This is a genomic window from Amycolatopsis sp. MJM2582 (assembly GCF_000754115.1).
Lineage (GTDB): Bacteria > Actinomycetota > Actinomycetes > Mycobacteriales > Pseudonocardiaceae > Amycolatopsis > Amycolatopsis japonica.
On record NZ_JPLW01000006.1, the window covers coordinates 208,011 to 225,937 of the forward strand.

General features: G+C 68.7%; 19 protein-coding genes. 8 read left to right on the forward strand and 11 right to left on the reverse strand.

Annotated elements, in window-relative coordinates:
• Positions 1-34 precede the first annotated feature (34 nt).
• Both mgrA and ED92_RS32220 read right to left on the reverse strand, forming a co-directional pair.
• Positions 35-1,069, reverse strand: coding sequence for an L-glyceraldehyde 3-phosphate reductase (gene mgrA, locus ED92_RS32215; protein ID WP_037344950.1), 1,035 nt, complete (start codon positions 1,067-1,069; stop codon positions 35-37).
• The gene (locus ED92_RS32220; protein ID WP_235213408.1) at positions 1,066-2,025 is read right to left on the reverse strand and encodes a YafY family protein; all 960 of its coding nucleotides are present in this window, start codon (positions 2,023-2,025) and stop codon (positions 1,066-1,068) included. Before ED92_RS32220 ends, mgrA begins: the two co-directional genes overlap by 4 nt.
• 62 nt (positions 2,026-2,087) lie before the next feature.
• Here ED92_RS32220 and ED92_RS32225 point away from each other — a divergent pair, with 62 nt between their 5' ends.
• Genes ED92_RS32225 through ED92_RS32235 form a run of 3 tightly spaced genes read left to right on the forward strand, consistent with a single transcriptional unit; the run spans position 2,088 to position 5,785 of the window.
• Entirely contained in the window at positions 2,088-3,533 is a 1,446-nt protein-coding gene (locus ED92_RS32225; protein WP_037344951.1) for an MFS transporter, read from the forward strand.
• A 21-nt stretch (positions 3,534-3,554) separates the two neighbouring features.
• Positions 3,555-4,436 (forward strand): MoxR family ATPase, encoded by an 882-nt coding sequence (locus ED92_RS32230; protein WP_005155088.1) that lies wholly within the window; start codon positions 3,555-3,557, stop codon positions 4,434-4,436.
• Entirely contained in the window at positions 4,433-5,785 is a 1,353-nt protein-coding gene (locus tag ED92_RS32235; RefSeq protein ID WP_037344958.1) for a VWA domain-containing protein, read from the forward strand. The genes ED92_RS32230 and ED92_RS32235 overlap by 4 nt, the downstream gene beginning before the upstream one ends.
• A 51-nt stretch (positions 5,786-5,836) precedes the next feature.
• Here ED92_RS32235 and ED92_RS32240 read toward each other — a convergent pair whose 3' ends face one another.
• Positions 5,837-6,658, reverse strand: coding sequence for a lytic transglycosylase domain-containing protein (locus tag ED92_RS32240; RefSeq protein ID WP_235213409.1), 822 nt, complete (start codon positions 6,656-6,658; stop codon positions 5,837-5,839).
• 274 nt (positions 6,659-6,932) lie between these two features.
• Here ED92_RS32240 and ED92_RS43455 point away from each other — a divergent pair, with 274 nt between their 5' ends.
• Positions 6,933-8,357 (forward strand): cellulase family glycosylhydrolase, encoded by a 1,425-nt coding sequence (locus ED92_RS43455; RefSeq protein ID WP_037344959.1) that lies wholly within the window; start codon positions 6,933-6,935, stop codon positions 8,355-8,357.
• Positions 8,358-8,426: 69 nt separating this feature from the next.
• Here the strand turns inward: ED92_RS43455 and add are convergent, their stop codons facing one another.
• Positions 8,427-9,401, reverse strand: coding sequence for an adenosine deaminase (gene add, locus ED92_RS32250; protein WP_037345718.1), 975 nt, complete (start codon positions 9,399-9,401; stop codon positions 8,427-8,429).
• 142 nt (positions 9,402-9,543) lie between these two features.
• Here add and ED92_RS32255 point away from each other — a divergent pair, with 142 nt between their 5' ends.
• Positions 9,544-9,762 carry an antitoxin gene (locus ED92_RS32255; protein ID WP_037344960.1) on the forward strand — a complete coding sequence of 73 codons (219 nt, stop codon included), beginning with the start codon at positions 9,544-9,546 and terminating at the stop codon, positions 9,760-9,762.
• Here ED92_RS32255 and recQ read toward each other — a convergent pair.
• Together recQ and ED92_RS32265 are read right to left on the reverse strand one after the other, a co-directional pair.
• A complete protein-coding gene (gene recQ / locus ED92_RS32260; protein WP_037344962.1) occupies positions 9,759-11,591 on the reverse strand; it encodes a DNA helicase RecQ in 1,833 nt (610 codons plus the stop codon). The genes ED92_RS32255 and recQ overlap by 4 nt on opposite strands.
• Positions 11,592-11,632: 41 nt before the next feature.
• Positions 11,633-11,974 (reverse strand): helix-turn-helix transcriptional regulator, encoded by a 342-nt coding sequence (locus tag ED92_RS32265; protein ID WP_037344963.1) that lies wholly within the window; start codon positions 11,972-11,974, stop codon positions 11,633-11,635.
• Between the two features lie 100 nt (positions 11,975-12,074).
• Between ED92_RS32265 and ED92_RS32270 the strand changes: the two genes are divergently transcribed.
• Together ED92_RS32270 and ED92_RS32275 are read left to right on the forward strand one after the other, a co-directional pair.
• Positions 12,075-12,587, forward strand: coding sequence for a DUF664 domain-containing protein (locus ED92_RS32270; protein ID WP_037344964.1), 513 nt, complete (start codon positions 12,075-12,077; stop codon positions 12,585-12,587).
• Positions 12,588-12,644: 57 nt separating this feature from the next.
• Positions 12,645-13,199, forward strand: a complete 555-nt coding sequence (locus ED92_RS32275) for a hypothetical protein (protein ID WP_235213410.1) — start codon at positions 12,645-12,647, stop codon at positions 13,197-13,199.
• Here ED92_RS32275 and ED92_RS32280 read toward each other — a convergent pair.
• Positions 13,196-14,065, reverse strand: a complete 870-nt coding sequence (locus tag ED92_RS32280; RefSeq protein ID WP_037344967.1) for a hypothetical protein — start codon at positions 14,063-14,065, stop codon at positions 13,196-13,198. The genes ED92_RS32275 and ED92_RS32280 overlap by 4 nt on opposite strands.
• 186 nt (positions 14,066-14,251) lie before the next feature.
• On the opposite strand from ED92_RS32280, the gene ED92_RS32285 reads away from it, so the two are divergent.
• Positions 14,252-15,202, forward strand: a complete 951-nt coding sequence (locus ED92_RS32285) for a hypothetical protein (protein WP_037344968.1) — start codon at positions 14,252-14,254, stop codon at positions 15,200-15,202.
• On the opposite strand, the gene ED92_RS32290 is transcribed toward ED92_RS32285, so the two are convergent.
• From ED92_RS32290 to ED92_RS32305, 4 genes are all read right to left on the reverse strand, one after another.
• A complete protein-coding gene (locus ED92_RS32290) occupies positions 15,192-15,818 on the reverse strand; it encodes a TetR/AcrR family transcriptional regulator (protein WP_037344970.1) in 627 nt (208 codons plus the stop codon). The genes ED92_RS32285 and ED92_RS32290 overlap by 11 nt on opposite strands.
• A 93-nt stretch (positions 15,819-15,911) precedes the next feature.
• A complete protein-coding gene (locus ED92_RS32295) occupies positions 15,912-16,220 on the reverse strand; it encodes a cupin domain-containing protein (protein ID WP_037344971.1) in 309 nt (102 codons plus the stop codon).
• 36 nt (positions 16,221-16,256) lie between these two features.
• Entirely contained in the window at positions 16,257-17,285 is a 1,029-nt protein-coding gene (locus ED92_RS32300) for a polyprenyl synthetase family protein (protein WP_235213411.1), read from the reverse strand.
• Between the two features lie 84 nt (positions 17,286-17,369).
• Positions 17,370-17,813 (reverse strand): single-stranded DNA-binding protein, encoded by a 444-nt coding sequence (locus ED92_RS32305; protein ID WP_037344974.1) that lies wholly within the window; start codon positions 17,811-17,813, stop codon positions 17,370-17,372.
• Positions 17,814-17,927 lie beyond the last annotated feature (114 nt).

A 17,927-nucleotide genomic window follows, 5' to 3' on the forward strand; every position in this document is an offset into this window, starting at 1 on the left:
TCGGCTCCCCGGCCCGGTGGGGCAACGCGATTAGCTAGCCCGCGTCGGTCGAGCGCTTCCAGAGGTTGATGTCGGCCTCGGTGGCGTAGCGGTCGATCTCGGCCAGCTCCTCGTTCGTGAAGTGCAGGTTCTTCAGCGCGCCGACGTTGTCCTCCAGCTGGGCGACGCTGCTCGCGCCGATCAGCACCGACGTCATCCGCGGGTCGCGCAGGCCCCACGCGAGCGCGAGCTGCGCCAGCGTCTGACCGCGCCGCTGGGCGATCTCGTTCAGCGCCCGGATCTTGCCGAGGGTGCTCTCGGTGATCGTGTCCGGGTTGAGTGACTTCCCTTGCGCAGCACGGGAATTCTCGGGAACGCCGTCGAGATAGCGGCTGGTCAGCAATCCCTGCGCCAGTGGCGAGAACGCGATGCAGCCCGCGCCTTCGGTTTCGAGCGTGTCGAGCAGCTTGTCGCCTTCGAGCCAGCGGTTGAACATCGAGTACGACGGCTGGTGGATCAGCAGCGGGGTGCCCAGTTCGCGCAGGAGCCGGGCGGCCTCGGCGGTCTTCTCCGACGAGTACGACGAGATGCCGACGTACAGCGCGCGTCCGGACCGGACGGCGGTGTCGAGCGCGCCGACCGTCTCTTCGAGCGGCGTCTCGGGGTCGAAGCGGTGCGAATAGAAGATGTCGACGTAGTCCAGGCCCATCCGGCCGAGCGATTGGTCCAAAGAGGACAGCAGGTACTTGCGCGAGCCCCATTCGCCGTACGGGCCGGGCCACATGTCGTAGCCCGCCTTGGTCGAGATGACCAGTTCGTCCCGGTACGGCTTGAAGTCCGACGCCAGCAGCCTGCCGAAGTTCTCCTCCGCCGAGCCGTAGGGCGGGCCGTAGTTGTTGGCGAGGTCGAAATGGGTGATGCCCAGGTCGAACGCGCGCCGCGCGATGTCCCGCTGCGTACCCAGGGGCTTGTCGTTCCCGAAGTTGTGCCACAGGCCCAGCGAGATCGCGGGCAGCTTCAGGCCGCTGCGCCCGGTGCGGCGGTAGGGGATGCTCTCGTATCGGCCCTCGGCCGCGACATAGGTGCTCACGGCCCGATGCTAGCCGCCGTGAAGAGGGCGGCGACGGACGCGAGGTGGTCTTTGAACGCCGAGGGGCTCTCGACCTCGAAAGGCGCACCGATCGCGGCGAGGATCAGCACGGGCCAGTCGAAGGTGTCGACGTTCATCGTCAGGCGGCAGGACGTCCCGTCGATCGCTTCGAGCGCGCCGCCGAGGTACCGCACCGCCGCTTCGCCCCGGTCCTTCGGCGCTTCGACCCGGACCACCAGCGTGTGCGTGGTCGGCCTGGCCTTGATCTGGGCCTCGACGAACTTGACCGCGTCGCCGCCAGGGATCTCGCGCGGCCGGTAGCGGGCGCCGGTGGTGCGTGGCTCGCTGAGCCTGTCGACGCGGAACGTGCGCCAGTCCACCCGGTCGAGGTCCCAGGCCACCAGGTACCAGCGGCGTCCGAGTGAGACGAGCCGGTGCGGCTCGACCAGCCGCGCGGACTCCTCGCCGCCGCGCGCCGCGTAGTCGAACTTCAGCCGCTCGTCGTCCCGGCACGCCTGCGCGATCACCGTCAGGCTGGCGGCGTTGACGCGAGGGCCCGTGACGGCCGCCGGCGTCGTATACGCCTGGAGCGCGTCGACCCGTCGGCGCAGCCGGGGCGGCATCACCTGGACGACCTTCGTCAGCGCGCGGACCGACGTCTCCTCGATGCCCTCCACCGAACCGCTCGCCGCCGTGCGGAGGCCGACCGCGATCGCCACGGCCTCCTCGTCGTCGAGCAGCAGCGGCGGCATGACCGTCCCCGACCGCAGTTGGTAGCCGCCCGCGACGCCGCGGCTCGCGTTGACCGGATAGCCCAGCTCGCGGAGCCGTTCGACATCGCGCCGCAGCGTCCGTTCGCTCACCTCGAGCTTGTCGCTCAGCTCGATCCCCGACCAGAAGCGGTGTGTCTGCAGAAGGGAGAGCAACCGCAGCATCCGCGCACTCGTGTTCGCCATGAATCCAGGTTCGCTCGCATTCCGGTCAGAAAGTGGCCGGAATTGACTTTAGCGTTGTACCCATGACGATGACACTGGACACCCCGAGCGGTGTGACCTCGGAAAACACCCCCTCGGCGAAGCCGTACCGCTGGCGCTGGCCCGCGCTGTTCGTGATCCTGACCGGCTCGGTGATGGAACTGCTCGACATGACGGTCACGAGCATCGCCGGACCGGTCATGCGGGCCTCGCTCGGCGGCGGCACGGCGATGATCCAGTGGCTCGGCGTGGCCTACACCCTGGCGATGGTGTCCGGTCTGCTCACCGGCGGGCGGCTCGGCGACATCTTCGGCCGCAAGCGCATGTTCCTGATCGGCGCGACCGGCTTCGTCGCCGGCTCGCTGTTCTGCGCGGTCGCGGTGAACCCCGAGATGATCATCACCGCTCGGGTGGTGCAGGGCCTCTTCGGCGCCGCGATGGTGCCGCAGGGCCTCGGCATGATGAAGGAGATGTTCGCGGGCAAGGAACTCCAGTCCGCGTTCGGCATGTTCGGCCCGGTGATGGGGCTCGCCGCGGTCGGCGGCCCGATCCTCGCGGGCTGGCTCGTCGACGCCGATCTCTTCGGCACCGGCTGGCGGATGATCTTCCTGATCAACCTGCCGATCGGCGCGCTGGCGGTACTCGCCGCGATCAAGTTCCTCCCCGAGTCCCGACCCGGCGGTTCGCTCACCCTCGACATCCCCGGTGCGCTGCTCGCGACGACCGGCGCGCTGCTGATCGTCTTCCCGCTGGTGCAGGGGCGTGAGTACGGCTGGCCGCTGTGGACGTTCGCGATGATGGCCGCCGCGGTCGTGGTGTTCGGCGTGTTCGCGTGGTTCGAGAAGCGCAAGAGCCGCCGCGGCGGCGACCCGCTGGTCGAGCCGAGCCTGTTCCGCAAGCGCAGCTTCCTCGCCGGGATGGCGACCGGCACGATCTACTTCGCGGCGTTCTCCGGCTTCGGTCTGGTCTTCACGCTGTACCTGCAGCTCGGACTCGGTTTCTCGCCGCTCAAGGCCGGGCTGACCGGGGTGCCGATGTCGCTGGGGATGATCGTCGGGATGGGCCTGGTGCAGGCGGTGCGCAGACACGGCCGCAAGGTGCTGCACACCGGTGCGCTGATCATGACCGCCGGCGTGGTCGCCCTCCTGCTGCTCCTCGGCCCGGAGACGGGTCCGTGGCTGATCGCGCCGGCGTTGCTGGTGGTCGGGATCGGCTCGGGGCTGATCATGGGGCCGTACTTCGAGATCGCCCTGTCCGGGGTGGAACCGGCCGAGGCCGGCTCGGCGTCGGGGGCGCTGACCTCGCTCCAGCAGGTCGGCGGCGCGCTGGGGCTCGCGCTGCTGGGCACGGTGTTCTTCGACGCGGGGACCGCCGACCCGACCGCCGCCGCCAAGCGGACGTTCTGGGTGGTCGCGGTGATGGTGATGCTCACCTTCGCGGTCGGGTTCCTGCTGCCGAAGCGGATCCGCGACGTAGAGTCGGCCGGGTAGGCGATCGAGCTGGGAGGCCGCGTGGCTGGGACCGGGTACTTCACATCCGTCGAAGACGTGACGGCGAAGCTCGCCGACACCGGCTACCTGGCCTCCGCGGCCGTCGCCACCACGGTGTTCCTCGCGGACGCCCTCGGCAAGCCGTTGCTGATCGAGGGCCCCGCGGGGGTCGGCAAGACCGAGCTGGCGAAGGCGGTCGCGCAGGCGAGCGGCTCCCGGCTCGTGCGGTTGCAGTGCTACGAAGGCGTCGACGAGTCACGCGCGCTGTACGAGTGGAACCACGCGAAGCAGCTTCTCCGGATCACCGCCGGCAAGGACGAGACGTGGGACGAAGCCCGCAACGACATCTTCGGTGAAGAATTCCTGCTGGCCAGGCCGCTGCTGACGGCGATCAAGGGCGACGAGCCGACCGTCCTGCTCATCGACGAGACCGACAAGGCCGACGTCGAGATCGAGGGGCTGCTGCTGGAGGTGCTCGGCGACTTTCAGATCACCGTCCCGGAACTCGGCACCATCACCGCCGGGCGCAAACCGTTCGTGGTGCTGACCTCCAACGCGACGCGGGAACTTTCGGAGGCGTTGCGGCGCCGGTGCCTGTTCCTGCACATCGACTTCCCCGACGCGGCGCTGGAGCAGCGCATCGTGCGGCTGAAGGTGCCGGGCGTCGACGACGCGCTCGCCGCGTCCGTGGTCAAGGTGATCACCGCGCTGCGGGCGATGGAGCTGCGGAAGGCGCCGTCGGTCGCCGAGACGATCGACTGGGCGCGGACCCTGCTGGCGCTCGGCGCGGACAGCCTCGGCGAGGACGTCGTCCGCGCGAGCCTCGGCGTCATCCTCAAACACCAGGACGACGTCGTGAAGGCGGACGCGCGGCTGGAACTCGGCAAGGTCCTCGACTCGTGAGCGGTGTGCCGGGCAGGCTCGTCGAATTCGTGGAAGCGTTGCGGGAACACGGAATCCCGGCGGGGCCCAGCGAGACGGTCGACGCCGCCGCGGCACTGGAAGTGCTGGGGCTCGACTCCCGCGAGCAGATGCGGGAAGGGCTCGCGGCGGCGCTCGTCCGGCGCGGCGGTCAGCGCGCGGTGTTCGACGCGACCTTCGACATCTACTTCCCGCTCGGCGTCGGCGCGCCGTCGCAGGACCCCGTCGACGATCTGGCCGCGCTGCGCGACCGGCTCGCCACGGCGCTCGCGGCGAACGACCAGCCGGAACTGACGCAGCTGGCCGGGCTCGCCGTCGACATGCTGGGGGAGTACGGCGGCACGGCGGGCAGCGGCGGCTGGTCGGCGCACCAGACGTTGGAACGGCTCCAGCCGCAAACGCTCGTGGTCCGGGTGCTCGAAGCGATCCGCGCCGGTTCGCCGGCGGAGGATTTCACCGACCGGCTGGACCGCGACGACGTCCGGCGCCGCGTCGAGGGTTTCCGCGGTCTCGTGCGGACCGAGGCACGGCGGCGTGTGGCGGAAGTCCGTGGCAGGGAACGGGTTTCGCGGCATGCCGTGCCGCCGGCCGCCGACCGTGTCGACTTCCTGCTCGCCAGCCGGGCGCAACTCGCCGAACTCCGCCGGGTCGTACAGCCGTTGTCACGCAAGCTCGCCACCCGCCTGGCCGCGCGGCGACGGCGGCACGCGCGCGGGCACATCGACCTGCGGCGGACACTGCGGCGCTCGCTGTCCACCGGCGGCGTCCCGATGCGGCCGTCGTACCGGCGGCACCGGCCGGGAAGGCCGGAAATCGTGCTGCTGTGCGACATGTCGGGCTCGGTGGCCGGCTTCGCGAACTTCACCATGCTGCTGGTGCAGGCCCTGCGCGACCAGTTCAGCAAGGTGCGGGTCTTCGCGTTCATCGACGCCTGTGACGAGATCACCCACCTCGTCGACACCGGCGCCGCCGATCCTGAAGACCTCGGCGCGCGCATCCTCGCCGACGCGGAACTGACCCGGTGGGACGGGCACAGCGACTACGGGCACGCGCTCGGCGAGTTCGTCGAGCGCTACTCGGACGCGGTGGGTCCCAGGACGTCCATGCTCATCCTCGGTGACGCGAGGACCAACGGCGGCGACCCGAACCTCGACGCGGTCCGCGGGATCGCCGCCGCGGCAAGGCATACGTACTGGCTCAACCCCGAACGGACCGAGCTGTGGTCCACCGGCGACTCCGAGGCGCACGCGTACGCGGAGGTCGTCGAGATGTACGAATGCCGGAACGTGCACCAGCTGACCAAGCTGGTCACGCGGCTGTTGCCCGCCTAAGCCCGGACCCCGCCCCGCCGCCACCCTCAACGGGCAGGCTGCGCCTGGCTGTTACTTCCCGAGGGCGGCCTTCCCGTACGCGTCGGCGTTGCTGAACACTTCCTGCCCGTACTGGGTGGAATTGTTGTAGGTCAGAACCGCGGTCCACCAGCCGGAGGGATCGCCGAGGTCGCCGCCCCGCGCGCACATGTACCGGGCGGTCGTCAGGGCCGCGTCGTCGATGTTCTGCGGGTCCGGCGCGGCGCCGTCACCGCTCGCGCGGACGCCGTACCGCTTCCAGGTGGCGGGCAGGAACTGCATCGGCCCGACCGCACGGTCCCATTTCGGGTCGCCGTCGAGCGCGCCCTTGTCGGTGTCGACGACCGCCAGCACACCGGGGGAGCCGTCGAGCGGGATGCCGATGATCGGCGGCGTCACGATGCCGTCCTCACCGGCGCGGGAACCGTCGTGCCGGGCGTGCTGGGACTCGGTGCGCCCGATCCCGGCGATGGTCGCCCAGGTGATCTCGCAACGCGGAGTGGTCTTCGCGGTCTTCTCGGCCGCGTTCACGTACGCCCGCAGCGTGCGCGAAGGGATGTCCGTGTTCTCCGACACCTTCGCGATCCAGGCGTCCTTCGCGGGCTCCGCGGGCAGCGGTCCGGCGTCACCGGGGATCGCCGAACGTGGGGCGGGCTTGAGCGAGGGGACCACGAATTCCGGCTTGACCGGCACCGGCTCACGGTCGTTGAGGCTGATCACGACCCAGACGGCACCGGCGACCAGGGCGCCCACGACCAGCAGAACGAGCATCACGCAGCCACGCGGGCCGCGTTTCGGGGGCGGCTGCTGCCACTGATCCATCAGGTCCAGGGTCGAAGGGGACGAAGCGGTCACCGGTTCCACGGTACGTGACGAATGTGGAGAACTTGTGTGGCCCGCCGTCCGGGTGATGCGGACCACGACCCGCATTTCGTCCTCTGAATGCGGTCCTTGCGCGTGCAACTACCGCAAGTAGAGGACCAACTGCGGGGCGCGATCGCCCCCTTTGCCCTGTTGACAGCGCTTCATCCCGATGGTGAGACTAGTCCGCGTTAGGAAGGTTTCTTAACGAGGGCTCGCCGCGCCCCTGCTCCACGGAACGCAACGATGCTTCTGAAGGAGGCACAAAGTGGTACGCCCAAGATGGCGGGCGGCGCTGGTCACGGTGCTCGCGGCCGCCTCGGTCCCGATTTCCGCCCAGGCCGCTTCCGCGGCTCCCGTCCAGTACGAATCCGAGGACGCGACGATCTCGCGCGGCGTGGTCGAAGCCAATCACACCGGCTTCACCGGCTCCGGCTTCGTGAACTACGACAACGTGACCGGTAGCTACGTCGAGTACACCGTCAACGCGGCGCAGGCGGGGCAGCACACGCTGACCTTCCGTTACGCCAATGGCACCACCGCCAACCGTCCGCTCGACATCACCGTCAACGGCTCCCTCGCCGTCGACGACCTCGGATTCGCCGGCACCGGCGCGTGGACGACCTGGCGCACCGTCACCACGACGGTGACCCTCGTCGCGGGCAGCAACAAGATCCGCACCACCGCCGTCACGGCGAACGGCGGCCCCAACGCGGACTCGCTGTCGGTCGAAGGCAGCGGCGGTCCGGGCGCCGGGACACCGGTGTCCATCAACGGAAAGCTCCACGTCTGCGGCGTCAAACTGTGCAACCAGTACGGCAAGCCCATCCAGCTGCGGGGGATGAGCACGCACGGGATCCAGTGGTACAGCCAGTGCGTGAAGACCGCCTCGCTGGACGCGCTGGCCAACGACTGGAAGGCCGACATCCTGCGGGTCGCCATGTACATCCAGGACGACGGCTACGAGAGCAACCCGCGCAAGTTCACCGACATGGTGCACAACTACATCGAAGAGGCGACAAAACGCGGGATGTACGTCCTCGTCGACTGGCACCAGCTCGACCCCGGTGACCCGAACGAGAACACCGACCTGGCCAAGACGTTCTTCGCCGAGATCGCCCAGCGGCACAAGGACAAGGTCAACATCATCTACGACGTCGCGAACGAGCCCAACGGCGTCAGCTGGGCGGACGTGAAGCGGTACGCCGAGGAGGTCATCCCGGTGATCCGCGCCCAGGATCCGGACAGCGTCGTCTTCCTCGGTACGCACGGTTGGTCGACCTTCGGCATCTCCGACGGCCGCGACGAGAACGACATCCTGGACAACCCGGTGAACGTGACCAACATCATGTACACGTTCCACTTCTACGCGGCGTCGCACCAGGACGAGCATTACGACGCGCTGGCGCGGACGGCCGACAAGATCCCGGTGTTCGTCACGGAATTCGGCACCCAGACCTACACGGGCGACGGCGGGAACGACTTCACATACTCGCAGAAGTACCTGGATCTGCTGGCCGCCAAGAAGATCGGCTGGACGAACTGGAACTTCTCCGACGACTTCCGCTCCGGTGCCGTGTTCAAGACCGGAACCTGCGCCGGGAACTCCTTCACCGGCACTTCGATGCTGAAGCCCGCCGGTGTCTGGGTGCGGGACCGCATCCGCACGCCGGACGACTTCCCGACCGGCTGACCCCCCGCGTTTCGTCCTCTGGATGCGGTAGTTGCACGCGCAAGTACCGCATCCAGAGGACTAATTGCGTTACGTGAGCCAGGCGTCGATCTCCGCGTGGAGGGAGCGCTTGAGCTCGGTAGGCGCGAAGGACGCGTCGACGGACGCGCGGGCGAGCCCGGCGAGCGCGTGATCGTCATAGGCGAACGCCTCCCGGGTGCGCAGGAACTCGTCGGTCAGCGTCGTTCCGGTGATCGACGGGACGTCGGTGCTGAGGGTGACCACGAGCCCAGCGTCGACCAGCCGGGGGAGCGGGTGCTCCTCGAACGACGGCACCAGCCCGAGCGTCACGTTCGACGACGGGCAGACCTCCAGCGCGATCCCGCGTTCCCGTACTTCGGCGACCAGCGCGAGATCCTCCAGGATCCGGATACCGTGGCCGATCCGTTCGCTGTGCCCGACTTCCAGCGCCTCGCGGATGCTGGCCGGGCCGGCGTCCTCCCCGGCGTGGTGGATCAGGTGCAACCCCGCCTCCTCGGCTTCGTCGCAGATCCCGGCGAACGGCGCGAGCGGGTACTTCTCCTCCCCGGCGAGTCCGATCGCGAACACCCCGTCCGGGGCGTACCGGCGGGCGAGATCGAGGGTGAGCCGGGCGCGTTCGACCGAGCGGCGGCGCGAATGGTCCAGGATCACCCGCCAGTGGAGCCCGTGTTCGGCGGCGCCCGCCGACAGTCCTTTGAGGACGGACTCCAGCGGCATGTCCGGCTCGCCCAGCCGTTCGCCGTGCGAAGCCGCCGTGAAGGTTACTTCGGCGTAGTGGACGCCGTCCGCGACCTGGTCCTCGCAGAACTCGCGCGCCACCCGTTCGAAGTCCTCCGGCCTCCGCAGGCAGGACCGCAGCAGCCCGTTGTAGTCACCGAACGCGCGGAACCCGTCGAACACCGGTTGTTCCGCGGGGACGGCGATGCCGTTCGCCTCACCGATGTCACGGAGCGTGTCCGGTCTGACGGTACTTTCGAGGTGGACGTGCAGATGGGCCTTGGGCAGCAGCGAAAGATCCCGCATGAGCACGAATTTAGTGGTCGTGACCGTCGGCGCGCGCCCCGTTTTCCGGTGGAATGAGTGATTCGGCTCGCCGCGGGGAACCCAGGGGCCATCACCGGTCGTTGAGCAGGACAACCAGACGACCCCGACGAAAGGGACCACCGTGGCTCTACTGCGGAAGTTGACCGCCCTGGCCGGCACCGCCACGGCCGTGCGCGCCTACGTGCGGAAGAACCCCGAGAAGGTCTCCAAGGCCGTGAACAAGGCCGCGACCTTCGTCGACCACAAGACCAAGGGCAAGTACCACAGCCAGATCGACGGCGCGGTGCGCAAGGTCGACGGGATGACCGGACGGCCGCCCCGTCGGCCCTACGAGCACTAGGCGTCCGCGAGCGTCTCGAGGATCTGCTCGCCGTACTTCGCGAGCTTGTTCTCGCCGACGCCGCTGACCGTGCCCAGCTCCTGCAGCGTGGCCGGCCGTTTGGTGGCGATCTGGCGCAGGGTCGCGTCGTGGAAGATCACGTACGCGGGCACCCCCTGCTCCTTCGCCGCCGCGGCCCGCCACGACCGCAGCAGTTCGAACACCGGCGCCGCCTCGGCGGGCATGTCGGCGGCCGCGGCCTTCTTCGCACTGGAGCGGGCCGCGGCCTTCGCCGCCCGCTCCGGCTCGCGCCGCAGCTGGACCTTCCTCGTCCCGTTCAGTACCTCCGCGCTGCCCTCGGTCAGCACCAGCGAGCCGTAGTCGCCTTCGACCGCCGCGAGCCCCTGCGCCAGGAGTTGCCGCACCACGGCCCGCCACTCCGGCTCCTTCAGCTCCGTGCCGATGCCGAAGACCTTCAACGTGTCGTGCCGGTGCTGGGTCACCTTCGGGGTCGTTTTGCCGAGCAGGATGTCGATGATCTGCCCGGCGCCGAATTTCTGCCGCCGCTCGTTCTGCAGCCGGACGATGGTCGAGAGGAGCTTCTGCGCCGGGATCGTCCCGTCCCAGGTCTCCGGCGGCGACAGGCAGGTGTCGCAGTTGCCGCAGGGCTCACTCCGCTGGCCGAAGTAGCTCAGCACCTGCACACGGCGGCATTCGACCGTCTCGCACAACGCCAGCATCGCGTTGAGGTGCGCGCTCAGCTGCCGCTTGTGCGCGTCGGATCCCTCCGAGGTGTCGATCATCTTCCGTTGCTGGACGACGTCCTGGAGGCCGTACGCCAGCCACGCCGTCGACGGCAGCCCGTCGCGGCCCGCGCGACCGGTCTCCTGGTAGTAGCCCTCGATGGACTTCGGCAGGTCCAGGTGTGCGACGAACCGGACGTCCGGCTTGTCGATGCCCATGCCGAACGCGATCGTCGCGACGACGATCAGCCCGTCCTCGCGCAGGAACCGCGACTGGTGCTTCGCGCGGGTGCGCGCGTCGAGGCCGGCGTGATAGGGCACCGCCGGGATCCCGTTCTCCACCAGGAAGTCCGCGGTCTTCTCGACCGAGTTCCGCGACAGGCAGTAGACGATCCCGGCGTCGCCCTTGTGCTCGGTGCGCAACAGCTCCAGCAGCTGCCGCTGCGGTGAGTTCTTGCCGACGATGCGGTACTGGATGTTCGGCCGGTCGAAGCTCGCGACGAAATGCCGCGCGTCCTCCAGGTTGAGCCGGGACGCGATCTCGGCGTGCGTCGCCTTCGTGGCGGTGGCGGTGAGCGCGATCCTCGGCACGTCCGGCCAGCGCTCGTGCACCGCGGACAGCATCAGGTAGTCGGGGCGGAAGTCGTGACCCCACTGGGAGACGCAGTGCGCCTCGTCGATCGCGAACAGCGAGATCTTGCCGCGGTCGAGCAGCCGGACCGTCGATTCGACGGAAAGCCGCTCGGGCGCCAGGTACAGCAGGTCCAGCTCGCCGGAGAGGAACGCGGCCTCGACCTTGCTGCGCTCGGCGTAATCCTGCGTCGAGTTCAGGAAACCCGCGCGCACGCCGAGGTTGCGCAGGGCGTCGACCTGGTCCTGCATCAACGCGATCAGCGGCGAGATCACCACGCCGACGCCCGGGCGGACCAGCGCGGGGATCTGGTAGCACAGCGACTTCCCGCCGCCGGTCGGCATGAGGACGAGCGCGTCACCGCCTGCGATGACGTGTTCGACGATGGCGTGCTGGTCGCCGCGGAAGTCGTCGTAGCCGAAGACGCGGTTCAGCGTTTCAAGGGCTTCCGAGGTACCGATGTCGGGGGCTGCCACCCGGACGATTCTAGGGGCGGGGTCCGACAGTCCCCGCGCGCCTAGTCTTCGGCGGCCTTGCGGCGTTCGCGGCGGCCGCGGGCGATCTCGGTGGCGAGCGCGTCGAGCGGCCCGGCCCAGAACCGCCGGTACTGCTCCAGCCAGCCGTCGATCTCCTTGAGCGGGCCCGGATCGACCGAATACAGCCGTCGCGCGCCCTCGGCACGGACCGTGGTGAAGCCGTTCTCGCGCAGGACTCGCAGATGCTGGGAGACCGCGGGCTGCGAGATCCCGAACTCGGCGCGGACCACGGTGGTCACGTCGCCGGAACTCTGTTCCCCGCCCGCCAGCAGTTCCAGGATCCGGCGGCGCACCGGATCACCGAGGACGTCGAACGCGTGCATCCGGCAACTATCACGGCCTGGGCTTATATAAGTCAAGGTTGTAAGGCCGGGGTCACCTCGCGGTGGCATCGTGGGGCCGGAGACGCCGGAAGGGGAATCGATGAAACTGGCCGAAGTGGTGGCCGACGGGTTCGGCCGCGTCCAGGAAGTAGTGCACGCCGCCGTAGAGGGGCTGAACGCCGATCAGCTGATCGCGAGCCCGGCACCGGGCGCGAACACGATCGCGTGGCTGGTCTGGCATCTGGCCCGGGTGCAGGACGATCACGTCGCCGATCTGATGGGCACCGAGCAGCTCTGGACCGCGCAGGACTGGGTCGGCCGCTTCGGGCTGCCCTTCCCGGCGTCGGACATCGGGTACGGGCATCGCCCCGAGGACGTCGAGGCGGTCCGTGTCGGCTCCGCCGACCTGCTGACCGGGTACTACGACGCGGTGCACGAGGCGACGGCGGCTTGGGTCGCCGGACTCGGGGAGGCCGACCTCGACCGTATCGTCGACGAGGCGTGGGACCCGCCCGTCAGCCTCGGGGTCCGCCTGGTCAGCGTGCTGTCCGACGACCTCCAGCACGCCGGGCAGGCGGCGTACGTCCGGGGGCTCGTACTCCGCGATACGTAGCCGAGGAGCCGCTCCACGACGGACGACGGGAGCCCCGCCCGCGGAAACACTGGTCGCATGAGTACTTCCACAGTGCGGCGACCGCTCACCCCGCGGTGGCGGAAACTCGTCCTCGTCGTCCATGTCGTTTCGTCACTCGGCTGGCTCGGGATCACCATGGTGAACGCGGTCCTGACCTTCACCTCCGTGTTCACCGACGACGCGCGGCGCCAGCACGCCGCCATCCTGATGATGGAGCAGATCGGTGGCTACCTCCTGCCGCCGGTCAGCCTGACCGCCCTGATCAGCGGGATCGTGCTCGGCGTCGGCACGAAATGGGGACTGATCCGGTACAAGTGGGTCGCGATCAAACTCGTGCTGACCCTGATCGCCGCCGGGCTGACGTTGTTCTCGCTGCTGCCGGGGATCAGCGAGCTGGCGGCCGCGGCCGAGTCCACTATGGATGGTGTGTTCGTGGAAGCGGGCCGTCGCGTGGACGGGTTCTATCCGATCATCGTGTCCACGACGATGTACGTGACCATGACCGTGCTGTCGGTCTACAAGCCGGGCGGCAAGACACCGTATGGACGCCGGGTGACCGCCGCGCGCGTTCGTGACCGGCAGCCGGCTTAGAACTGTTCGAGGGCATCGTCGATACGCGCCGCCTCGGCGCGCAGGTCGTCCAGGACGGTCTGCGCGGACACGGTCTCCTCGTTCGCCGTCTCTTCTTCGAGTTCGGCGTCGGCGAGGCGCCGTCGGAGGTCGTTCGCCTTCTCCGTGAGCTTCTCGGCCCGGCGCTCGGCGCGGGAAAGATCGATCTCGGCCTGCTTGAGGGCCTTCGCGAGATCGGCCGCCTCGCGCCGGAGCCGGTTGAACTCCGCCACCCGCTTCTGTTCGCGTTCGGCCTCTTCGCGGGCCTTGTCGATCCGCTCCTGTTCGGCCTTCTCGGCGGCCGCGCGTTTGGCCTTCCGTCGATCGTCCAAATGCGACACGGTGGCCGGTTTTTCGCGCTCCGGCGCGGGTTTCCGCTTCGGCTGCGGGGTGAATCCACTGGTCAGCCATTGGTCGCCGGTGCTGTCCGCGCCGCTGCTCAGCCGTCCGGCGAGGGCGAGTGCCGCCACTTCGGGATCGGCCACGACGGCTTCGAGGGTGGCTTCGACGTCGCGGCTGACGGATTCACTCATCGAACGTTCGTCCCGCAGGATCCGGTTCACCAGTTCCTGGCGCCGCTTGGCGAGTTTGCGCAGGTCTTCACCGGCCAGCGCCGAATGCGCCTTGCGCAGCTCGTCGCCCAGCTTGGCCAGCTCCGTCAGCTCGGGGGAACCGGCACGGCGATTGAGGATCGTGGCCGCGAGCGTCGGCTTCCGCAGGGCGCGGATACGCTCGGCCAAGGCCGCGTCACCCGCGGCCTTGGCTTCTTTCGCCCGTTGGTTGCGCACCGCGACGAACTCGGCCGGATCGCCGGCGTAGAGCTCGTCCGCGACCTCGTCGAAGTCCATCGCCCTCCGCAGGTTCAGTGGCCGTACCCGTCCGCCGATGATCCCACGAGACTCCGCGGCTTTCACCTTTTCGGAATTACCCGGAGCCGGTCGGAGCAAGGGTGGATCGGCACTTTGGAGGTGGCGCGACCCGGACCGCGGAACAACGATGAGCGAGGGGGAAGCCATCAGCCGCTGGAGGTACGAATGTCCGTGACCGAACGCGCTCCCGTTTCCCCGCAGTCGAATTTCCTGGGCTCAGGACCCTATCCGGAACACAAAGGGCGCATCGTCCTCTGGTCCGTCCTCGCCGGCTTCGCGCTGACGGTGATCTGGTCGGCACCCTTTGTGGACAGTGTGATCGGCGACAGTGTCGCCAACACCCTCCTGGGACACGACGCCAAGGCGACCCCGATCGGCGGGGTGCTGGCCGGAACGTTCTTCGCCTTCGTTTCGGGCCTCGCCGGAACCTTCACCGCGTGCAACATCGCCGCCTTCGGTGCCGTCGCCCCGCTTGTCGGCGGCGGAACCGCCGGACGGCCCAAGTTCACCGACACTGTGAAGCCGCTGGGCTGGATCGCGGCGGGCATGCTGACGGTTTCCGTGGTGTACGGCGTCATCGTCGCGCTCGTGGGCACCCGGATGCCGCAGTTCTCGACCGCTTCGTCGCCGGGTGGGCTCACGCCGCGGAACATCCAGTCGATGATCGTCTACGGCGTGATCGGGATCGTGTTCATCGTGCTGGGCCTGGCTTCCGTCGGACTCGTCCGCAACCCGATCGCCGGTCTCACCCGCCGGTTTCCGCCCGCGCCGCTCGTCCTGATGGGCGCGCTCATCGGCGGATTCCTGATCGGCAGGCCGTTCCCGCTGTTCCGGATGATGTTCCGCAGCGCGGCCGAAAGCCACAACGTCTTCTACGGCGCCGCGGCGTTCGCCCTGCAGTCGGTGGGCAACATCGTGGTGATGGCGCTGTTGTTCCTGGTGCTCACCCACGGCACGGGCGGGCGGCTGCAGCGATGGATGCTCGCGAAGCCCACCAGGATCGCCGTGGTGACCGGTGCCGCGTTGCTGGTCGCGGGCACATTCACGCTGCTGTACTGGGACCTGCGGGTGCTCGGCCGGACCGGCGTCATCTGGTATCCGACCATCAAGTGGTGAACAGTCGCGCCAGCACCTGCTCGACCGAGTCCTGAAGGCACCTCGCCGCGTCTTCCTGGCCGGCGAGGTGTTTCAGCAGACCTTGCTGGAAAAGGCCGTCGAAGAGCGCGTACGTCGTCGAGGGTGCGAAATCCGCCGTCTTGCCCAGCAGTTCCGCGTACCGCGACACGACCCGCCAGATCATCAGTTCGAGTGCCTCGTCGATGGCCAGCACCTCGGCCTGGAACAGCTTCTCGAACAGGCTCTGGTTGCGCAGGTCGTACCAGAGCCTGTGCAGCCGGGCGTTTTCACACAGCGTGGCAGCGGTCGCGGCGCCGAAGGCGGTCTTCAGCTCTTCGGCCGTCTCCGCGGTCTCGACCATCCGGTCGTACCGGGTGACGCATTCGGCCTTGTACTGCTTGACGCAGTAGGTGATCAGCTCGGCCTTGTTGCGGAAGTAATAATGCAGTACGCCGTGGGAGAACTCGGAGTTCTGCGCTATCTCCCGCAGGCTCGTGCGCGCGTAGCCCAGTTCGGACAAGGTGACCAGCGCCGACATCGCCAGCTGTGCGCGCCGTTGGTCGAACCTGTCCACCTGGCGGGTTTTGTCACCACTGCGGTCCGCCACGTCGGTCACGGTTCCCGGTTCCCGTCGCCTCGGGTGCCCGCCCGTCCACGAGCACGTCGTCGGATTCTAGACCGGGAAAGGGTTTTCTGGCGTCCGACAGAATTACTCGAGCCATTCGGTGATGAAATGGTCGCTTTCGTGGATGTGGACGGCTTCGTAGACTTCCGGGCCGATCACGGCGAACTTGTGCGGGGTCTCCGCCGGAACGACCAGGACGTCTCCCGCCCCGCCTTCGCGCTCGGAGTCGCCGATGGTGAACCTGGCCCGGCCGTGGACGATGACGAAGGTTTCGCGATACGGGTGCTGGTGCAGCCTCGGTCCGGAACCGTCGACGGCGGTCCGTTCGCGGATGATCGAGACTCCGGAGCCGATGTCGCGGCCTTCGACGTTTTCCAGGGTTTCGGTGGTCATTCCGCCACTGTAACCCTGGTCGCGGGCACCGTGGCCCTATTCGCCGCGGTCGACCACGAACGCCGAAAGGCCGACGAGCAGTGCCCGGGCGGGCCGGTCGGGGAGACTGAGCGCGAGGTCTTTCGCCTTGGACGCGTACCCGTGTGCTTCGGCGAGGGCACGCACGACGCCGGCGGAGTCGCGCAAGAGCCTCAGCGCCTCCTGGCGGACCGCCGGATCGGAAACCGGACCGTGCCCGATGATCTCGCGCAGACGAGCCGCACCGGGCCCGTCGTCGTCGAGCGCGTGGAGCATCGGCAAGGTGACGATGCCTTCGCGGAGATCCGTGCCCGCGGACTTCCCGAGGTCGTTGGTGGACGCCGAGATGTCGAGGACGTCGTCGGAGATCTGGAACGCCACACCGATCAGTTCGCCGTACTGGCCCAACGTTTCGATGGTCCGCTCATCCGCGCCCGACACCTGCGCGCCGAGCCTGCCCGCCATCGCGATCAGCGACGCGGACTTGTCGGCCATCACCTGGATGTGGTGTTCGTACGGCGCGTGACGGCCGCAGTCTTCGAACGGCCCCGTCGTCTCCAGGAACTGGCCGCGCACGAGCCTGCCGAACGTCTCCGCCTGCGAGCGCAACGCGTAGTCACCGAGCCCGGCCCCGACCCGCGCCGCGCAGGCGAGCACGTAGTCTCCGAGCAAGACGGCCTTCTTGTTGCCCCACAAGGAGTTCGCGCTGGTGACCCCGTGCCGCATCGGCGCTTCGTCCATGACGTCGTCGTGGTAAAGCGTCGCCACGTGGACGAGCTCGACGAGTACGGCCGCCGAGATCGCTTCGTCCCGGCTGTCGCCGAACGCGGCTCCGGCCAACGCCATCAACGGGCGCAACCGCTTCCCGCCCGCGCGGACGAGATGAGTGGCGGCTTCGGTGAGTTCCGGATGACCTGGGCTGCGCAACACCTCCTGAAGTCTTTCCTCGACCAGGGCGAGCCCGGTGCGGAGTTCGGCGGCGAACCGCATATGCCGCTCGAGGGCCGGGTCCAGCCCGAGTTCCGTGACGATCGTGGTCGTGTTCACGCCCTCCAGCATCCGAGCCGGAGGCGCGCGACCGCCTGACGCGCGGGAGGGAGATCGCTCCCTCCCGAGAGGGAAACCGCCCGGTCAGAAGGGCGGCTCCGGATTTCCGGCGGCCACCGGCGTTCGCTCCCAGGCGCCGTCCGAGGGCGTGCCCGCCGAACTCCGGCCCGCCTTGTTGACCTTCGCCGTGGCATACCGCAGCGACGGGCCGATCTCGTCGACGTCGAGCTCCACCACCGTGCGTTTCTCGCCGTCCTTGGTTTCGAACGATCGCTGTTTCAGCCTGCCCTGCACGATCACCCTGGTCCCCCTGGTGAGCGATTCGGCCAGGTTCTCCGCTGCCTGCTTCCAGAGCGCGCAGCGCAGGAACAGCGGGTCTCCGTCACGCCATTCCCCGCTCGCGCGGTCCAGGACGCGTGGCGTCGACGCGACCGTGAAGTTCGCTACCGCGGCTCCCGACGGGGTGAACTTCAGCTCCGGGTCGGTCGTCAGGTTGCCGATCACCGTGAGCACCGTTTCTCCGGCCATGGGACTTTCCTCCTCCGCTTCGGCGCGCGGCCCCGGACGGGCCCGCTGTCGCCTGGGAACAGGAGACCACCGGGGTACGACAGTTTTCGGCGTCCCGTGGCGAACGGATGTCAG